This window comes from Agromyces albus, assembly GCF_030815405.1.
Classification (GTDB): domain Bacteria; phylum Actinomycetota; class Actinomycetes; order Actinomycetales; family Microbacteriaceae; genus Agromyces; species Agromyces albus_A.
In genome coordinates, this window is the sequence record NZ_JAUSWX010000001.1 from 791,799 (window position 1) to 808,759 (window position 16,961).

Annotated in this window: 15 protein-coding genes, 1 tRNA gene and 1 other RNA gene; 10 read left to right on the forward strand and 7 right to left on the reverse strand. The window is 69.8% G+C overall.

The annotated features are described in order from the left end of the window. Positions 1-8 precede the first annotated feature (8 nt). Positions 9-491 (reverse strand): hypothetical protein, encoded by a 483-nt coding sequence (locus QFZ29_RS03655; protein ID WP_306892890.1) that lies wholly within the window; start codon positions 489-491, stop codon positions 9-11. Between the two features lie 298 nt (positions 492-789). Next, positions 790-877: transfer RNA gene (locus QFZ29_RS03660), tRNA-Ser, on the reverse strand. Positions 878-1,009: 132 nt separating this feature from the next. Between QFZ29_RS03660 and ffs the strand changes: the two genes are divergently transcribed. The 3 genes from ffs (at position 1,010) to QFZ29_RS03675 (ending at position 4,504) form a co-directional block, all read left to right on the forward strand. Beyond that, positions 1,010-1,106, forward strand: an RNA gene (gene ffs, locus QFZ29_RS03665) — signal recognition particle sRNA small type. Positions 1,107-1,142: 36 nt separating this feature from the next. Beyond that, positions 1,143-3,302, forward strand: a complete 2,160-nt coding sequence (gene pta / locus QFZ29_RS03670) for a phosphate acetyltransferase (RefSeq protein ID WP_306892891.1) — start codon at positions 1,143-1,145, stop codon at positions 3,300-3,302. After that, on the forward strand, positions 3,299-4,504 hold the full coding sequence (locus QFZ29_RS03675; protein ID WP_306892892.1) for an acetate/propionate family kinase: 1,206 nt from the start codon (positions 3,299-3,301) through the stop codon (positions 4,502-4,504). The genes pta and QFZ29_RS03675 overlap by 4 nt, the downstream gene beginning before the upstream one ends. Positions 4,505-4,519: 15 nt before the next feature. Here the strand turns inward: QFZ29_RS03675 and QFZ29_RS03680 are convergent, their stop codons facing one another. The 5 genes from QFZ29_RS03680 to QFZ29_RS03700 form a co-directional block, all read right to left on the reverse strand. Continuing rightward, the gene (locus QFZ29_RS03680) at positions 4,520-5,020 is read right to left on the reverse strand and encodes a hypothetical protein (RefSeq protein ID WP_306892893.1); all 501 of its coding nucleotides are present in this window, start codon (positions 5,018-5,020) and stop codon (positions 4,520-4,522) included. Then, complete coding sequence (locus QFZ29_RS03685; RefSeq protein WP_306892894.1) at positions 5,017-6,378, reverse strand: signal peptidase I; 1,362 nt, start codon at positions 6,376-6,378, stop codon at positions 5,017-5,019. Before QFZ29_RS03685 ends, QFZ29_RS03680 begins: the two co-directional genes overlap by 4 nt. A gap of 3 nt (positions 6,379-6,381) precedes the next feature. Then, a complete protein-coding gene (locus tag QFZ29_RS03690; protein ID WP_306892895.1) occupies positions 6,382-7,014 on the reverse strand; it encodes a SipW-dependent-type signal peptide-containing protein in 633 nt (210 codons plus the stop codon). 3 nt (positions 7,015-7,017) lie between these two features. Continuing rightward, on the reverse strand, positions 7,018-7,644 hold the full coding sequence (locus tag QFZ29_RS03695; RefSeq protein WP_306892896.1) for a SipW-dependent-type signal peptide-containing protein: 627 nt from the start codon (positions 7,642-7,644) through the stop codon (positions 7,018-7,020). Between the two features lie 257 nt (positions 7,645-7,901). Beyond that, positions 7,902-8,273, reverse strand: a complete 372-nt coding sequence (locus QFZ29_RS03700; RefSeq protein ID WP_306892897.1) for a TraR/DksA family transcriptional regulator — start codon at positions 8,271-8,273, stop codon at positions 7,902-7,904. A 113-nt stretch (positions 8,274-8,386) separates the two neighbouring features. On the opposite strand from QFZ29_RS03700, the gene QFZ29_RS03705 reads away from it, so the two are divergent. From QFZ29_RS03705 to QFZ29_RS03735, 7 genes are all read left to right on the forward strand, one after another. Then, positions 8,387-9,862, forward strand: a complete 1,476-nt coding sequence (locus QFZ29_RS03705; RefSeq protein WP_306892898.1) for a phytoene desaturase family protein — start codon at positions 8,387-8,389, stop codon at positions 9,860-9,862. 3 nt (positions 9,863-9,865) lie between these two features. Beyond that, positions 9,866-12,325, forward strand: coding sequence for a DNA polymerase III subunit gamma and tau (locus QFZ29_RS03710; RefSeq protein ID WP_306892899.1), 2,460 nt, complete (start codon positions 9,866-9,868; stop codon positions 12,323-12,325). A gap of 3 nt (positions 12,326-12,328) precedes the next feature. Beyond that, the gene (gene recR, locus QFZ29_RS03715) at positions 12,329-12,925 is read left to right on the forward strand and encodes a recombination mediator RecR (protein WP_129519821.1); all 597 of its coding nucleotides are present in this window, start codon (positions 12,329-12,331) and stop codon (positions 12,923-12,925) included. A 188-nt stretch (positions 12,926-13,113) separates the two neighbouring features. Further along, a complete protein-coding gene (locus QFZ29_RS03720) occupies positions 13,114-13,467 on the forward strand; it encodes a nuclear transport factor 2 family protein (RefSeq protein ID WP_306892900.1) in 354 nt (117 codons plus the stop codon). A 246-nt stretch (positions 13,468-13,713) separates the two neighbouring features. Next, positions 13,714-14,988 carry an aspartate kinase gene (locus tag QFZ29_RS03725; RefSeq protein WP_306892901.1) on the forward strand — a complete coding sequence of 425 codons (1,275 nt, stop codon included), beginning with the start codon at positions 13,714-13,716 and terminating at the stop codon, positions 14,986-14,988. A 203-nt stretch (positions 14,989-15,191) separates the two neighbouring features. Further along, entirely contained in the window at positions 15,192-16,259 is a 1,068-nt protein-coding gene (locus tag QFZ29_RS03730; RefSeq protein ID WP_373426179.1) for an aspartate-semialdehyde dehydrogenase, read from the forward strand. Between the two features lie 8 nt (positions 16,260-16,267). After that, complete coding sequence (locus tag QFZ29_RS03735) at positions 16,268-16,960, forward strand: SGNH/GDSL hydrolase family protein (protein ID WP_306892903.1); 693 nt, start codon at positions 16,268-16,270, stop codon at positions 16,958-16,960. The last annotated feature ends 1 nt before the right edge of the window (position 16,961 follow it).

Below are 16,961 nucleotides of genomic sequence, written 5' to 3' on the forward strand. Positions count from 1 at the left end.
GCGGCGCGCTACGTGAGCGTGACCGGCCTGCGGGCGAGCGATCGGCGCTCGAACCAGTAGAGCAACTGGGGGTCGGTCTGGCGCAGTTCGGCAAGCGTCACGGGCTCGTCGCGCCTCGTCTCCTCCACACCGAGGATGGGAGCGACGCGCGACATCGTGCGCTCGTCCCAGAATCGGCCGCGCATGCGGAAGGAACAATGGCCGTCTCGGCACACCACGAACAGCTGCTCGGTCGTGTCGAGGCTGTTCGATCGGTAGATCTGCACACGGAGCACCCCGGTGATGTCCCGAGCAGCGACCACTGAGATGAAGCCGAAGAAGCCGCGCTCCACGATGCCATGCCGGCTGAGCGACGCATTCGTGCGGCGGTACGCGAGCCAGGCCGTCACGAAGAGGAGCGCGACAACCACCGCCGACGCGGCGACGATCGGCCACTCGCCGAGCGGATCGAGGGCCCAGAGCAGCACGGTCAGCAGCGGCAGGAAGAGCATGACGACCGGAAGGCCGATGCTCCAACCGAGAGTGCGACGCGGCCTCAGGGTTGAGACCCTGAGGCCATCGCCCCCTACTGCCGCCGGTCCGGTGGAGACACCCCCTGTGTCCCCACTTCTCATCTCCACCTGCGCCGCTGACATCACTCACATCATGGAGTGCGCCCGAAGACCGCGCTATTCGGCATTAAGGAGGACACGTCCGTGCGCGAACGGCGAGACATCCGCGCGCGAATGAGGAGCGGGCCGGAAACAGCTCCGCCGCGGGCATGGGAACATGCTCGCGGCGGAGACCAACTGGCGGAGGATGGGGGATTCGAACCCCCGAGGGCTTGCACCCAACACGCTTTCCAAGCGTGCGCCATAGGCCACTAGGCGAATCCTCCACGGGACGCGGCACTCGAAAGCGCGTGCGACCTCATGAAATCGTACCCGACTTCCGAACGCCCGCCGTTCGCGCGATCGGTCGAGCCGATGCGACAGGGCTTCACCCGAGCTCGAGAACGGGTAGAATGGACGACGGCTCCCCGCGTGGCGCCATCCAGGCCAACTCCCCCAGGGCGGAAACGCAGCAAGGGTAACCCGGCTCTGGCGGGTGCGCGGGGGGTCTTTCTTATGCCCGCCGCGATGCCCGCCCAATAGGCTGGGCGGGTGGCGCACCGCATCTACATCTGCTCGGCTGAGGGCAACACCGGCAAGTCCACGGTCGCGCTCGGAACTCTCGACACCCTGAGCCGGCGCGCGACGCGCGTGGGCGTGTTCCGTCCGATCGCCCGATCGACCGCCGAGCGCGACTACGTGCTCGAGTTGCTGCTCAGCCACGAGGGCGTGGTCGAGCTCGACTACGACGACGCGATCGGCGTGCGCTACGACGACGTGCACGCGAACCCCGATGCCGCGCTCGCCACGATCGTGCGCCGCTTCAAGGCCGTCGAAGACCGCTGCGATGCCGTGGTCGTGCTCGGTTCCGACTTCACGGATGTCGGCAGTCCCACCGAGCTCGCCTACAACGCGCGCATCGCGGCGAACCTCGGTGCCCCCGTGCTGCTCGTGCTCGGCGGCCGCGTCGGCGAGGGCCGCGGCCGCTCGGAGCGACTCGGCTACTCCGACGCGCGAACCCCCGACGAGCTCGCCCAGCTCACCGAGCTCGCCGTCGAGGAGCTCGGACGTGAGCACGCGAGTCTCCTCGGCATCGTGGCCAATCGCGCCGATCCCGATCGGCTCATCGAGATCGTCGAGGCCGTGCGGGAGGCCGCCGGCTCGGGAGCGGATGCCGCGGGCACCGAGGTGCTGGCCGAGACATCCGTCGCCGTGTGGGCCATTCCCGAAGACCCGTTCCTCGTCGCCCCCTCGATGCGCACGATCATGTCGGCGGTCGACGGCGAGTTGTACGCGGGCGATCCCGACCTCCTGAACCGCGAGGCGCTCGGCGTGGTCGTCGCGGCGATGTCGATGGAGAACGTGCTCACGCGGCTCATCGAGGGGTCGGTCGTCGTGGTGCCGGGCGATCGCAGCGAAGTGCTCATCGGCGTGCTCACGGCGCACGCCTCGGCGACGTTCCCGTCGATCTCGGGCATCGTGCTGAACGGCGGCTTCCCGCTCGCCGAACAGGTGGAGCGACTCGTCGACGGGCTGCAGGCGGGCCTGCCCATCATCCGCACCGAGTTCGGCAGCTACGACACCGCGCTCGCGATCACGCATGCCCGCGGGCGGCTCGCGGCGGAGTCGCAGCGCAAGCGCGACACGGCGCTCTCGCTCTTCGAGAAGCACGTCGACGGGCAGGGCCTGCTCGACCTGCTCGACGTCGCGCGCGCCGAGGTCGTCACGCCGCTCATGTTCGAGTACGGCCTCCTCGAACGGGCGCGTGGGGTGCGCAAGCACATCGTGCTCCCCGAGGGCGACGACGACCGCATCCTGCGCGCAGCAGCCACCTTGCTCGCGCGTGACGTGGCGGAGCTCACGATCCTCGGCGAGGAGATCGAGGTGCGTTCCCGCGCGATCGGCCTCGGCCTCGACATCTCACGCGCGACCGTGCTCTCGAACCACGACCACGTGCTCGTCTACCGTTTCGCCGACGAGTACCAGCGGCTCCGCGCGCACAAGGGCGTCAGCCTCGAGCAGGCGCGGGAGACCGTCAGCGACGTCTCGTACTTCGGCACGATGATGGTGCACCTGGGTCTCGCCGACGGCATGGTGTCGGGCGCAGCGCACACGACGGCGCACACGATCCGGCCGGCATTCGAGATCATCAAGACGAAGCCCGGGGTCGAGGTCGTCTCGAGCGTGTTCCTGATGGCACTCGCCGACCGCGTGCTCGTCTACGGCGATTGTGCCGTCGTGCCTGATCCCACCGCCGAGCAGCTCGCCGACATCGCCGTCTCATCGGCCGAGACGGCGGCGCAGTTCGACATCGAGCCGCGCATCGCGATGCTCTCGTACTCGACCGGCGAGTCGGGCTCGGGCGCCGAGGTCGACAAGGTGCGCCGTGCGACCCAGCTCGTGCGCGAGCGCGCGCCGCAGCTCGCGGTCGAGGGGCCGATCCAGTACGACGCCGCCGCCGATGCCGCGGTCGCGCGCACGAAGCTTCCCGATTCCGAGGTCGCCGGCCGGGCCACCGTGTTCATCTTTCCCGACCTCAACACGGGCAACAACACCTACAAGGCAGTGCAGCGCTCGTCGGGCGCAGTAGCGATCGGGCCGGTGCTGCAGGGCCTGCGAAAGCCGATCAACGACCTCTCGCGCGGCGCCCTCGTGCAGGACATCGTGAACACCGTGGCCATCACGGCGATCCAGGCGGCGGATGCCTCGTGAGCATCGTCCTCGTCGTCAACTCGGGTTCCTCGTCGCTGAAGTACCAGCTGATCGACGTCGAGGCCGGGCGCGCGCTCGCGAACGGCCTCATCGAGCGGATCGGGCAGGCCGAGGGGCACGTGCAGCATCGCCGTGAAGATGCCGAGAACGACCACGACACGTGGGACACCGACGAGGAGATCCCAGATCACGACGCGGCGTTCAAGCTCATGCTCGACGCGTTCGAGGAGCACGGGCCGTCGCTCGAGTCGCATTCGCCGGTCGCGGTGGGGCACCGCGTCGTGCAGGGCGGCTCGCGCTTCGTCGAGCCGACGGTCGTGACCGACCAGGTGAAGCGCGAGATCGAACAGCTCGAGGAGCTCGCGCCGTTGCACAACCCCGCGAACCTCGCGGGCATCGTCGCCGCGCAGCAGGCCTTTCCCGACGTGCCGCACATCGCGGTGTTCGACACGGCCTTCCACCAGACGCTGCCGCCCGCGGCCTACACGTACGCGATCGACCGTGAGCTCGCAGCGAAGCACCGGGTGCGGCGTTATGGCTTCCATGGCACCTCCCACCGGTTCGTGTCTCGAGCGGCGGCGGAGTTCCTCGGGCAACCGGTCGAGGAGCTGCGGACGATCGTGCTGCACCTCGGCAACGGGGCATCCGCGTGCGCCGTCTCGGGCGGGCGCTCGGTGGAGACGAGCATGGGCATGACGCCGCTCGAGGGGCTCGTGATGGGCACGCGGTCGGGCGACATCGACCCCGCGGTGCTCCTGCACCTCCAGCGGGTGGCCGGGCTCGACACGGATGCCACCGATAAGCTCCTGAACTCGCAGAGCGGCGTGCTCGGGCTCAGCGGCCATCGCGACATGCGCGACCTCGTCGGCGCGTTCGAGTCGGGTGACGAAGCGGCCACCCTCGCGCTCGAGGTGTACACGCACCGCATCCGCGCCTACGTCGGCGCCTATGCCGCCCAGCTGGGCCGCGTCGATGCCATCGCGTTCACCGCGGGTGTGGGCGAGAACTCGCCGATCGTGCGCGAATGGTCGCTCGCGGGACTCGAGGGCTTCGGCGTCGAGCTCGACGCCGACCGCAACCGGGCGCGGGCGAGCCACGCGCGCCGTATCTCGACCGATGCCTCGCGCACCGCGGTGCTCGTCGTGCCCACGAACGAGGAGCTCGAGATCGCGCGCCAGACGCTCGCGGCCGTCGAGGCATGAGCGGACCTCCTCGGCTTAGTTGACCGTGCACGAATTCGAGCCGATGAGCGGCCACCTCGCCAGCGCAGTCGCGCGCGTGAAGGAGGTCCAGCCATTCACCGTGGTCTCGAAGCCGATGGCCGCTTGCCTGTTCAACACGCCGCCGAGCAGGCCGATGTTGTATGTCGTCGTGTAGACACCACTGCCGTTCGGGCCGCTCGTCGAGGCGCCGGCGCCGATCAGCACGAGATTCGAAAGCAGGCCGTCGTTCGAGTAATAGAGGTTGATGTTCGTTGGCGCGGTGTAGCCACTCCCGACGGGGAACGACCATTGTGCGGTGAGGGTCGGCGAGAGGTCGGTGCCGCCCGCCGTGCACCCCAAGATTGTCGGCGCAACGACGGTCAGCGCGAAGAACTCGCCCTTCGCTACGGTCGCTTCGCTCCACCCTGCGTCGGTCGCGGTCGACTGCGCCGAGAAGGTGAGAACGGCGCCGAGTGCGAGTACCGCTCCGACCATGGGGTACCGGAGGCGCGTCATCCGTTCCTCCCGTCTGGCCGCTCGCGCGGACGCCGGATCAGCGCGGCGCTTCCGGCGGCGATGAGCAGCAATGCCGCTATCACGAGTGCGCCGGGTGCGAAGGGGAGACCCGTGCGGGCGATCCCGTCAGCCGGTGGACCCGTGCGGGCGATCCCGTCAGCCGGTGGACCCGTGCGGGCGATCCCGTCATCCGGTGGACCCGTGCGGGCGATCCCGTAATCCGGGGGACCCGTGCGGGCGATCCGGTCATCCGGCGGACCCTTGCGGAGGATCCCGTCACCACCTGGTCCGATGCCCGACGACTCGCCGAATCCGCTGGCACGTACGACGAGGTCTCGCCACCCCGCAGCGATCGACTCGGCGCCGCTGTCGGCCAAGCCGACCGACAGCCGGAGCCAGCGCTCCTCGCTCGTCGACATCTCGTCGAGACGGTGGCTCGCTGCCACATCGGTCGCGGTCACGTCGAGGAGATCGCGCTGTCCCGAAGAGCAGCCGGCATCCGTCCAGCGTACGTCGCACGCGGCGACCGAAATGGTGAGCGCCGGTTCGTCGGCGGCGAACTCGAGGTCGATGTCGATGGCGCCCGGCTCGTCGGTGATCGCCTCGACTCCGACGATCCAGACGGACTCGACTCCCGGCTCGAGGTTCCGGGCCTGCTCGGCGTCGAGGATCGAGGTGAGCCGGATCACTTCGCCCTGCACGATGTGCTCGGTGGTCGCTGCGGTCGCGGGCTGGGGTGTCGTGGTCACGCCGATGAGCGCGGCCGCCACGACGACCGCGGCCGCGCCGACATGGCGCGCTCCCGTCGATCGGCGCATGCGCTCCCGGCGCTTCGAGCTGCGTGCGGGCGCTGCGCCACCCGGCGGCTCCCGCCGCGGCCAGAACGCCCACGTCACGAGGCCGGCCATGAGCACCGTCACGGTCGCCAGCGGCACGGGATTCCCTGCTGCGTCGATGGCGGATGCGATGCCCGGCACGGAGAAGATGACCTCTCGAACGTGGGAGACCGAGTAGGGGAACGGATCGTCCGTCGGATTCGCATCGCCTCGAAGCGTGAGCTCGCGAACGGCGCCGGTGCCCTCGATCGCGACCACTCGGTGGGTGATGGGCAGCGCGTCCGGGCGATCGACCGTCACGACATCACCCACCTCGACCTCGCTTGCGGGGATCTCGCGCACGAGCGCCGCTGAGCCGGCGGGGATCGTCGGCGTCATCGAGCCCGTGCTGAAGAGGATGACCGAGGCACCGAACCACACCGCGGCGAGCACGAGCAGGATGCACGCCGCACCGCCCGCGGCGAGCAGGGTGAGCACGACCTCGCCAGATACGTGCAGCGCCTTTCGTGCGATCGAGGTCATGGTCTATCCAGAGGTTCCGGTGAAGGTCCACGTAGCTGAAGCGCTCTGGCCTTGGAAGCTGTTCGCGGCGCCCGCCATCACCCGCACATCGAAGCAGAAGCCGATCGATGCCCCAGCGGCGCCGATGGGGTTCGACACCCCCGCTGGCGGTGCGTTCGAGAGCGGCACCCACGTCGTCGTGCCGCCGACGATGAAGGTCGAGGGAGCAGCGAACGCTGCCGCGGTACACGCAATCCCGGGATTCGGTGACGACGTGCGCACGGCGCGGTACTCGAGTGCCGTCTCCAGTCCGCCGCTGCGGTCGAGCCCGGTGAGCACGATGTCGCCGCCCACGGTGGAGGCGGGCGTCGTGCGCACATTCAGCCATGCGTAGTGCGAGACGCCGGGCGACATCGCGCTCGCAGTGAACGTCAGGCTTGCGCCGGGCGCTGCCAGGTTGTCGGCATAGGTCGGGCTTCCCGCGCTCTGCGACTGCACGTCGAAGACGCTCGAGCCGAAGTCGCCCGTTGCGACCTCAGTGTCGGTCCACGCGGCGAGCGTCGCCGTCGCACCTGCGCCGAGCACCAGCCCGCCGGCGAGCACCGCCCGCCATCGGGCGGCACCGCGCCGGCGTCGCCGTTCGGCGTGCCGTGGCATCCGCTACTCCGACGAGAGCGGATCCGTCGACGTTCCGACGAATTCCCAAGTGACTGTACCCGTGAGGTTCTGATCGATGTCAGGGCCCGCTGTCACGACGAAGCACAGGTTCAATGGCTCTTCTGTGGCCGTGAATGACGGGAGCGCAGTCGGTCCGCTCTCCGTCGTGGCGGCGCTGGGGACGAGTGTGGTCCCCGCCGTCGCCTCATCGCAGCCGGCGACGAAGGTGCCCGTGTCGACGACTTCGTAGGTGAGGTCGGCGGCGATCGGGTCGCCGCTCACCGCCTCGATCGTGAGGTCCGCCTCGTAGGTCGAGTCTGCGGAGAGCTGCACGGCGAACGGCACGGCGACGACGTCGCCAGGCGACAGCGCATCGGCGTCGACCACGAAGCTCAGGGTCTTTCCTGGAGCCACCAGGTCGCTCGAGAATGTCGTGCCGTTGGTGCTCCCCTCGAGATCGAAGGTGCCGGATCCGAAGCTGCCGGTCGCGAACTCGGAGTCGTTCCAGGCCGCGAGCGTGATCGCGGCGCCGACGCCGAGCACGAGCCCGCCGGCGATCACCGCCATCGCCTTGCGACGCCGTCCGGACGCATTGACCTGCGCTGTTGCCTGCTCGAGTGGAGTTTCCATTGTGTCCCCCATTTGATGGGATCCGGCCATGCGTCCCATGACTGGTGAGCCCGAGCGTAAGCGCGTTCTGAGGAGATAGCGAGCTTCGCGTGTCCCCCCTTACGGGGACCGGGCAAGCGAGGGTGCGTGTCCTCCCATATGGGGACTGGGCAAGCGTGGAGTACGCGTGTCCCCCGAATTGGGACAAAGCGGTCGAAACAGGGCTCGCCAGCGAGCCGGAACCGTGCTCAGCTCAGCGGAGAGCCCTCGGCCAAGGCTCAGCCGACGAGCCGGGCGCAGTCGATGCAGAGTTCCGCGGTGGGCCGCGCCTCGAGCCGGGCGACGGCGATGCGCTTGCCGCAACGCGAGCAGATGCCGTAGCTCCCATCGGCGATACGGGCGAGCGCCCGATCCACGTTGCTCAGTTCGGCTCGCGCATCGGCGAGCACGGCGCTGCGCTGCGACCACTCCTGCGTCATCGTCGGGCCCTCGGGGTCGTGCTCGTCGTCGGCGGAGGCGCCCGAGCGGGCGGCACGGACCTCGCTCATCACAACGCCGAACTCGGCGAACCGTTCCTCGGCGTCGGCTCGCTCCTTCAGGAGTTTCACTTGGAAGCGTTCGAGCTGAGTCGGGGTCATCGTCGTGGACATGGCGCTCCTTCCGGTTCCCGAATGGTACGCCTGCCACATCGGTTTGGAGCGTTCGGCATCGCCGACAGCGAATTATTGCGTGCGGAGGCGCAACCTCGACTAGGTTCGGTCGCGTGTCAGGCGTCGCGATCGTCGGAAGCGGACCGAACGGCTTGGCCGCCGCGGTCACCCTCGCTCGCGCCGGCGTGCACGTGCGGGTGTTCGAGGCCGAACCGACGATCGGCGGGGGCGCGCGCACGCTGCCCCTCACCGAGCCCGGCTTCCTGCACGACTGGGGCTCAGCGGTGCATCCGATGGCGATCGCCTCGCCGTTCTTCCGCGAGTTCGGGCTGACTGATCGCGTGCGCTTCGCGATTCCGGATGCCTCCTACGCGCAAGCGATGCCCGGTCGATCCGCGATCGCGTGGCGCTCGCTCGAGCGGACGGCCGACGATCTCGGTCGTGACGGGCGAGCGTGGCAACGACTGTTCGCTCCGCTCGTGCGGCAGCGTGATCGGCTCGTGGAGTCGGTGCTCGGGTCGATGCTGCCGCCGCGGCATCCGCTGATCACCGCTCGCTTCGGCGCTCGCGTGCTGCTGCACGCCACGCGAGCCGGAGCCCGCACGTTCAGGGAGGCGAATGCACCTGCCCTCATCGCCGGCGCGGCAGCGCACGCGAGCGGGCCGATGCCCTCGTTCGGCTCGGCGGCGACCGGACTGATGCTCGCGACGCTCGCGCACGGCGACGGCTGGCCGATCCCGATCGGCGGATCGCAGGCGATCGTCGATGCGCTCGTGGCCGAGCTCGAGTCGCTCGGGGGAGTCGTCGAGACGGATGCCCGGGTGACGTCGATCGCTGAGCTCGGCGACGTCGATGCCGTGGTGCTCGACATCGGGCTGGCGCGATTGCCCGGCCTCATCGGAGATCGCCTGCCGGATTCGGCCTCGCGCTCGCTCCGGCGGTACGTCGGCGGCGGCGGTCGCCCGGGCAACGGGCTCAGCAAGGTGGACTTCGCGCTCTCCGCGCCGGTGCCCTGGAGTGACGAACGGCTCGCCGAGGCCGGCACCGTGCACCTCGGCGGCACGGCACAGGAGGTGTGGGCCGCGGAACGCGAGGTGACGGCCGGGCGGCCGGCGAGGCATCCGTATGTCCTGCTCTCGCAGCCGAGCCTCTTCGACCCGTCGCGGGCGCCCACCGGGCGGCACACGGTCTGGGCGTACATTCACGTGCCTCACGGGTCGACGCTCGATGCGACCGAACACGTCACCGCACGCATCGAGGAGTTCGCACCGGGCTTCCGCGACACCGTGCTGGCATCGAGGGCGACGACCGCGGCCGAGCTCGAAGCGCACGATGCGAACCTCATCGGCGGCGACATCGGGTCGGGCTCCCTCACGCTGCGCAGCATGCTCGCGCGGCCGGTGCTCGCCCGGCGGCCCTGGCGAACGCCGATGCCGGGGGTGTACCTGTGCTCGGCTTCGACGGTTCCCGGGCCGGGCGTGCACGGCATGGCCGGCCATCTGGCGGCGAAGACCGTGCTGCGCGACGTGTTCGGCCATCCCCGGTTCGCCGGATCCGGCGATCGTGTCGGCGGCGCGAACTACGATTGAGGCGTGGTCACCGCCCTGTATCGCCGCTACCGGCCTGAGACGTTCGCCGAGATGATCGGCCAGTCCCAGGTGACCGAGCCACTCATGACCGCGCTTCGAACCGACCGGGTGAACCACGCCTACCTCTTCAGCGGCCCGCGCGGCTGCGGCAAGACCACCTCGGCTCGCATTCTCGCGCGGTGCCTCAACTGCGCAGAGGGCCCCACCGACACCCCGTGCGGCGTGTGCCCGAGCTGCGTCGAGCTCTCCCGAGGCGGCAGCGGATCGCTCGACGTCGTCGAGATCGACGCGGCGAGTCACAATGGCGTCGACGACGCGCGCGACCTGCGCGAGCGTGCGGTGTTCGCACCGGCTCGCGACCGCTACAAGATCTTCATCCTCGACGAGGCGCACATGGTGACGCCGCAGGGCTTCAACGCGTTGCTCAAGCTCGTCGAAGAGCCGCCAGAGCACATCAAGTTCATCTTCGCCACGACCGAGCCCGACAAGGTGCTCGGCACCATCCGCTCGCGCACCCACCACTACCCGTTCCGCCTCGTACCGCCCGGCCCGATGCTCGAGTACGTGCAGCAGCTCTGCACCGAAGAGGGCGTCGAGGTCGCGCCCGGTGTGCTGCCGCTCGTCGTGCGCGCCGGCGGCGGGTCGCCGCGAGACACCCTGTCGCTCCTCGATCAGCTCATCGCCGGTTCCGAGGGGCCCACCATCGACTACGAGCGTGCCGTCGCGCTGCTCGGCTACACGCACGCGGCCCTCCTCGACGAGGTCGTCGATGCGATCGGCGCGAGCGATGCCGCCGGTGCCTTCGCCGCCGCCGATCGTGTCGTGCAGACGGGGCAAGACCCGCGCCGTTTCGTCGAAGACCTGCTCGAGCGCCTGCGCGACCTCATCGTGGTGGCGGCGTCGTCGCCCGAGGCCGCGGCTGCGGTGTTCCGCGGCATCCCGACCGACGAGCTCGCCCGCATGGCCGCGCAGGCGAAGGCCTTCGGCTCGGCCGAGCTCTCGCGCGTCGCCGACCTCGTGAACCAGACCCTCACCGAGATGACCGGCGCCACGTCGCCGCGCCTGCACCTCGAGCTCATGCTCGCCCGCGTGCTCGTGCCCTCGAGCGACGACACCGAGCGCGGCGCCCTCGCGCGGGTCGAGCGCCTCGAGCGCCGGGTCGGCGTGACTGATTCGGCGACGGATGCCGCGAGCCCGGCGCCGCCCGTGCGTGCGGCTGCGCTGGCGCCCTCTGCACCTGCTGCGCCCGTTGCGCCGCCCGCCCCTGCGCGTGCTTCCGCGGAGGCTCCGGGCCCCGCCGGCGCCGATGGCGCGGGCGCCGCTGCCGCGACCGAACCCTCGCGTGCGCCGGCCACGGCAGTCCCGGTTTCGAAGCCCTCACGAACTCCGGCGGAAGCGCCGGCCGCGTCGGGGGAACCGCAGGCCGCAGCGGCACCTTCCGCGGCATCCGCGCCCGTGAAACCGGTCGGCCCGGTCACCCTCCAGCAGGTGCGCGACGCCTGGCCCGAGGTGCTGGCGTCGTTGCAGCGCACCAAGCGCAGTGCGTGGATGGTCGCGTTCACGGCGCAAGTACGCGAGTTCCGCGACGACGACGTGCTCGTGCTCGCGTTCCCGAGTGAACACGACGTCGCCGGATTCCGTGGCGGCGCTCCCGGCCAGAGCGTGAGCGAGCTCCTGCGCGGCGCGATCATCGAGGTGCTCGGCGTGCGCGTGAAGTTCATCGCCAAGGTCGAGGGGCCAGGTTCCGCGGCGCCTCGCAGCGGCGCGGCGCCGCAGTCCGACGCACCGTCGCCGGCGCCGGGTGTCGGCGGCGGCATCGGCGACACCGGCGCGAGCTCCGCTGCCACCGGCGCCCCGACCGGGGCAACCGCCACTCCCGCCGCGGCAGTTGCTGGTGCGTCTGCCGCTCCGACACCCTCGGTGCCGCCACGCGCAGACGACGCCCAAGCTCGTGCCGCGAGCCCGACAGCCCAGCGCACGCCGAACACGGCGACCAAGCGACCGGCTACGGCCGCGCCTGCCGCCACGGTCGACTCCTGGGCGACGGTCGCCATCCCCAACGATGCGAGCGAGCTCGACGAGACACCTGCTGATCCGGTCTCCGGCTCGCGCTCAGAGCCAGCCGACTCGGCATCCGACACGGTCGCGGCCGATCCCACGACCGCGTCCGCGGCCAGCGCTGCTGCCGCATCCGTCACCTCCGTCGTCCTGGCCGACGTCTCTTCCGCAGACGTGCCCGATGACGCCGATGCGCCTCCCGAAGACTTCGAGCCGCCGTTCGACCCGGGTCCGGTGCCCGACATCGTGACCGAGACATCCGTGCCCGACGCTGCGCCTGCCGGTGCGACCACCGGCGGTGGCATCCAGCGCTACGGCGAGTCGGTCGTGCGCGAGGTGCTCGGCGCCACCTTCCTCGAAGAGGTCGAGGCGCCCTCGCGGCCCGGCTTCGGGGAGCGTGGGTAACGCGTGTACGAAGGCATCGTCCAAGAGCTGATCGACGAACTCGGCCGCCTCCCCGGCATCGGCCCGAAGTCGGCACAGCGCATCGCGTTCCACATCGTGCAGACCGAGCACTTCGACGTCACCCGGCTCGCCGAGATCCTCGCCGAGGTGCGCGAGAAGGTGCGCTTCTGCGAGATCTGCGGCAATGTCTCCGAGCAGGCAACATGCTCCATCTGTCGTGACCCACGCCGCGACCCCGCGCTCATCTGCGTCGTCGAAGAGGCGAAAGACGTGGTCGCGATCGAGCGCACTCGCGAGTTCCGCGGTCTCTACCACGTGCTCGGCGGCGCCATCAGCCCGATCGACGGCATCGGCCCCGACGAGCTCCGTATCCGCCAGCTCATGCAGCGCCTCGCCGACGGAACCGTCACCGAGGTCATCATCGCCACCGACCCCAACCTCGAGGGCGAAGCGACCGCGACCTACCTCAGCCGCCTGCTCACCACCCTCGAGATCCGGGTCACCCGCCTCGCCTCGGGTCTTCCCGTCGGCGGCGACCTCGAGTACGCCGACGAGGTCACTCTCGGTCGCGCCTTCGAGGGCCGCAGGGTCGTCGGCTAGTCGCGCGAACGGATGCCGCGGCAGCCGGGCCCATCCAGCCGGGCCCATCCGCCCGCAGTGGAGGCACCGTGTTCGCGCCGAGGCGCGAATTCACTCACTCCAGCCGAACACGGATGCTCCTGCGCAGTCGGACCGCGCAGTCGCACATCGCTTGACGGCGCCGTCGTGGCGCGCGTAGAACAGAACCCGTGGCGAGCGCAGGAGCGGAGTGGGTCGCGAACTACGTCGCGGCGTGGGAATCGAACGATCCCGAGCAGATCGGCGCGTTGTTCACCGATGACGCCGCGTACCTTCCGAACCCCGATGACGAGCCGCGGCGAGGCCGCGACGCGATCATCGCCGGCTGGCTGGAGGATCGCGACGAGCCGGGCACGTGGTCGTTCGACTGGAAGATCCTGCACGAAGACGAGGGCTTCGTGGTCGTGCAGGGGCGCACGGAGTATCCGGCCGAGAAGGACTATCTGAACCTGTGGATCGTCCGGCTCGACCCAGACGGTCGCGCGACCGAGTTCACCGAGTGGTACATGCCGCGGCCGCACTGATCGGTTCGAGGCATCCGTCTCCCCGGCTGCGAGCGGTCGACCGTCGAAACCCGAGCCTCGCGGGAGATGACCCGAATCGCGTGCCACTGGAATGCGGCAGCCACCAGGGTGGCGACGAGCACCCCCACCCCGTAGGCCGGCATGAGCGCACTCTACCCCGCCGTCACATTGCCGGGAGCGTATACGCGCCGCCGTATGATTGGGTCTCCGGGCGCGACGGCGCCGGCAATCACCCTGGGAGACCACGTGAGCTTGATCGTGCAGAAATACGGCGGATCGTCTGTCGCCGACGCAGAGAGCATCAAGCGGGTCGCCAAGCGCATCGTCGAGACCCGCAAGGCGGGCAACGACGTCGTCGTGGCTGTCTCCGCGATGGGCGACACGACCGATGAGCTGCTCGATCTCGCGAACGAGGTCACGCCCATTCCGGCGCCCCGCGAACTCGACATGCTGCTCTCGGCGGGCGAGCGCATCTCCATGGCGCTGCTCGCGATGGCGATCAAGAGCATGGGCCACGAGGCGCGTTCGTTCACGGGCAGCCAGGCCGGCATGATCACGGATGCCACGCACGGCGCTGCTCGCATCGTCGACGTCACCCCGGTTCGGCTGCGCGAGGCGCTCGACGACGGCGCCATCGTCATCGTCGCCGGCTTCCAGGGCTTCAACCGCGACACCCGCGACATCACGACCCTCGGCCGCGGCGGCAGCGACACCACGGCGGTGGCGCTCGCGGCGGCTCTGGAGGCCGACATCTGCGAGATCTACACTGATGTAGACGGCGTGTTCACGTCCGACCCGCGCGTGGTGAAGAAGGCCCGCAAGCTCGACCGCATCACGAGCGAGGAGATGCTCGAGCTCGCGGCATCCGGAGCCAAGGTCTTGCACATCAGGGCCGTCGAGTTCGCTCGCCGGCACGGCGTGACCCTGCACGTGCGTTCGTCGTTCAACAACAGTGAGGGCACGATCGTCTACGATCCCTCGCGTCTTCCCGAAGGAGAAACTGTGGAAGAGTCCGTCATCGCCGGTGTCGCGGTCGACCTCACCGAGGCCAAGATCACGATCGTCGGCGTGCCCGACGTGCCCGGCGTCGCCGCGAAGATCTTCAAGATCGTCGCCAACACGAACGCGAACGTCGACATGATCGTGCAGAACGTCTCGGCCGCCTCCACGGGTCGCACCGACATCTCGTTCACCCTGCCGAAGACCGACGGCCAGCGGGCGCTCACCGCGCTCTCGAGCGCGCAAGAGGCCGTGGGCTTCACCTCGTTGCAGTACGACGACCAGATCGGCAAGGTCTCGCTCGTCGGCGCCGCCATGCGCTCGGCAGCGGGTGTCTCGGCGCGACTCTTCGAGGCGCTCTACGAAGCGGGCATCAACATCGAGATGATCTCCACGAGCGAGATCCGCATCTCGGTCGTCACGCGCGCCGACAGCGTGCACGCCGCCGCGCGCGCCGTGCACACGGCGTTCGAGCTCGACGGCGAAGACGACGCGGTCGTGCACGCCGGCACCGGCCGCTGATCGCGGCATCCGAGGGCGAGCGGATGCCGCATCCGCTCGATTCGCGGTGAAGCACGACACCGAATCCCTGCCGCTTTGCATGACTTTCCTGCCTTCGTAGGACACTTGCAGGCTCAGGCGTCCTCCCCAACGGCAAATGTCCTGCAAACTGGAATGAGCGTTCCCGTCGGCTGACCGGCCGAGCGGGTCATGGAGGAGTGATCGTGGTCAGCAGCAACGGAGTGAACATCGGCGTCGTCGGCGCCACCGGGCAGGTCGGCGCGGTCGTGCGACGCCTGCTCGAGGAGCGCGACTTCCCGGTCGCGTCGATCCGCTACTTCGCCTCGGCGCGGTCGGCCGGCACGACCCTGCCGTGGAAGGGCGAGGAGATCGTCATCGAAGACGCATCGACCGCCGACCCGACGGGGCTCGACATCGCGATCTTCTCCGCGGGCGCCACGCTCTCCAAGGCGCAGGCCCCGCGCTACGCCGCGGCCGGCGTGACCGTCATCGACAACTCGTCGGGCTGGCGCATGGATCCCGAGGTGCCGCTCGTCGTGAGCGAGGTGAACCCCCACGCGATCGATGAGGCCGTGAAGGGCATCATCGCGAACCCGAACTGCACGACCATGGCCGCCATGCCCGTGCTGAAGGTGCTGCACGAAGAGGCCGGCCTCGAGCGCCTCGTCGTAAGCACGTACCAGGCGGTGTCGGGCGCCGGACTCTCGGGTGGCGAGGAGCTGCTCGAGCAGGCGCGCGCCGCCGTCGCGCAAGACACGATCGGACTCGTGCACGACGGCCGCGCGGTCGAGTTCCCCGAGGCGCAGAAATTCCCGCGCACGATCGCGTTCGACGTGATCCCGCTCGCGGGCTCGATCGTCGACGACGGCGACAACGAGACCGATGAGGAGAAGAAGCTCCGCAACGAGAGCCGCAAGATCCTCGAGCTCCCGGGTCTACGGGTCGCCGGCACGTGCGTGCGCGTGCCCGTCTTCACCGGCCACTCGCTCTCGATCAACGCCGAGTTCGCGAATCCCATCACCCCCGAGCGGGCGACCGAGGTGCTCGCGAACGCCCCGGGCGTCGCGCTCTCCGACGTGCCCACGCCGCTGCAGGCCGCCGGCACCGACCCGAGCTATGTGGGCCGGATCCGCCAAGACCAGTCGGCGCCCGACGGCAAGGGCCTCGTGCTCTTCGTCTCGAATGACAACCTGCGCAAGGGAGCGGCGCTGAACGCCGTGCAGATCGCGGAGCTCGTGGCGGCGAAGCTGCAGCTGCCCGCGACCGTCTGACGGAGAGAATGCGCCAGCCGCGGCGGCCTGCGTCGGCCGCTCTGTGGTCGGCGGCGGCGCTGGCCTGCCTCGCACTCACGGGTTGCGCGATCGCGGCACCCGACCCCGACCAGCCGGTGCCGCCATCGGATGGAGCGACGATCGCCGCCTTCTACGGCGACTCGTACACGCGCGGCACGGGCGCGAGCTCACCCGAGCGTCGCTGGTCGACGATCGTGTGCGCCGAACGCGGCTGGTACGAGTTCAATCCGAGCGTCGACGGCCTCGGCTACGTGAACAATCGTGGACTCGCCCCGGGCGGCGATCTCGTCGACCAGATCGTCGACCATGAGCCGTCGCCCGACGTCGTCATCGTGACGATGGGATTGAACGACGCGTTCTCGATGCCGTCGGCCGGTGACGAGATCCGCGAGGCGATCACCGACGACCTCGAACGGTTCCGCACCGAGCTGCCCGACGCGCGGCTCGTCGTCGTCGAGCCGTTCTGGTACCAGGACGACCGACCCGATGAGTTCGGGCAGATCGTCGAATGGGTCGAGGACGCCGCGAGCCGAGTGGACGCCGACTACATTTCGGGCGCGTCGCACTGGCTCGAGGGGCACCCGGAGTGGATGTCGTCCGACGTCATCCACCCGAACGACGACGGATACGCCGAACTCGCCCGCAGGATGGACGCCGAGCTCGAGCGCCTGGGGCTCTGAC

What these genes read in the sequence shown, in the direction of transcription:
- QFZ29_RS03690 (WP_306892895.1), bottom strand. Translation starts at nt 7,014, where the DNA reads ATGCCACGGCACGCCGAACGGCGACGCCGGCGCGGTGCCGCCCGATGG.
- QFZ29_RS03700 (WP_306892897.1), bottom strand. Translation starts at nt 8,273, where the DNA reads ATGTCCACGACGATGACCCCGACTCAGCTCGAACGCTTCCAAGTGAAA.
- QFZ29_RS03655 (WP_306892890.1), bottom strand. Translation starts at nt 491, where the DNA reads ATGCTCTTCCTGCCGCTGCTGACCGTGCTGCTCTGGGCCCTCGATCCG.
- QFZ29_RS03680 (WP_306892893.1), bottom strand. Translation starts at nt 5,020, where the DNA reads ATGACGCGCCTCCGGTACCCCATGGTCGGAGCGGTACTCGCACTCGGC.
- QFZ29_RS03695 (WP_306892896.1), bottom strand. Translation starts at nt 7,644, where the DNA reads ATGGAAACTCCACTCGAGCAGGCAACAGCGCAGGTCAATGCGTCCGGA.
- QFZ29_RS03685 (WP_306892894.1), bottom strand. Translation starts at nt 6,378, where the DNA reads ATGACCTCGATCGCACGAAAGGCGCTGCACGTATCTGGCGAGGTCGTG.
- QFZ29_RS03735 (WP_306892903.1), top strand. Translation starts at nt 16,268, where the DNA reads ATGCGCCAGCCGCGGCGGCCTGCGTCGGCCGCTCTGTGGTCGGCGGCG.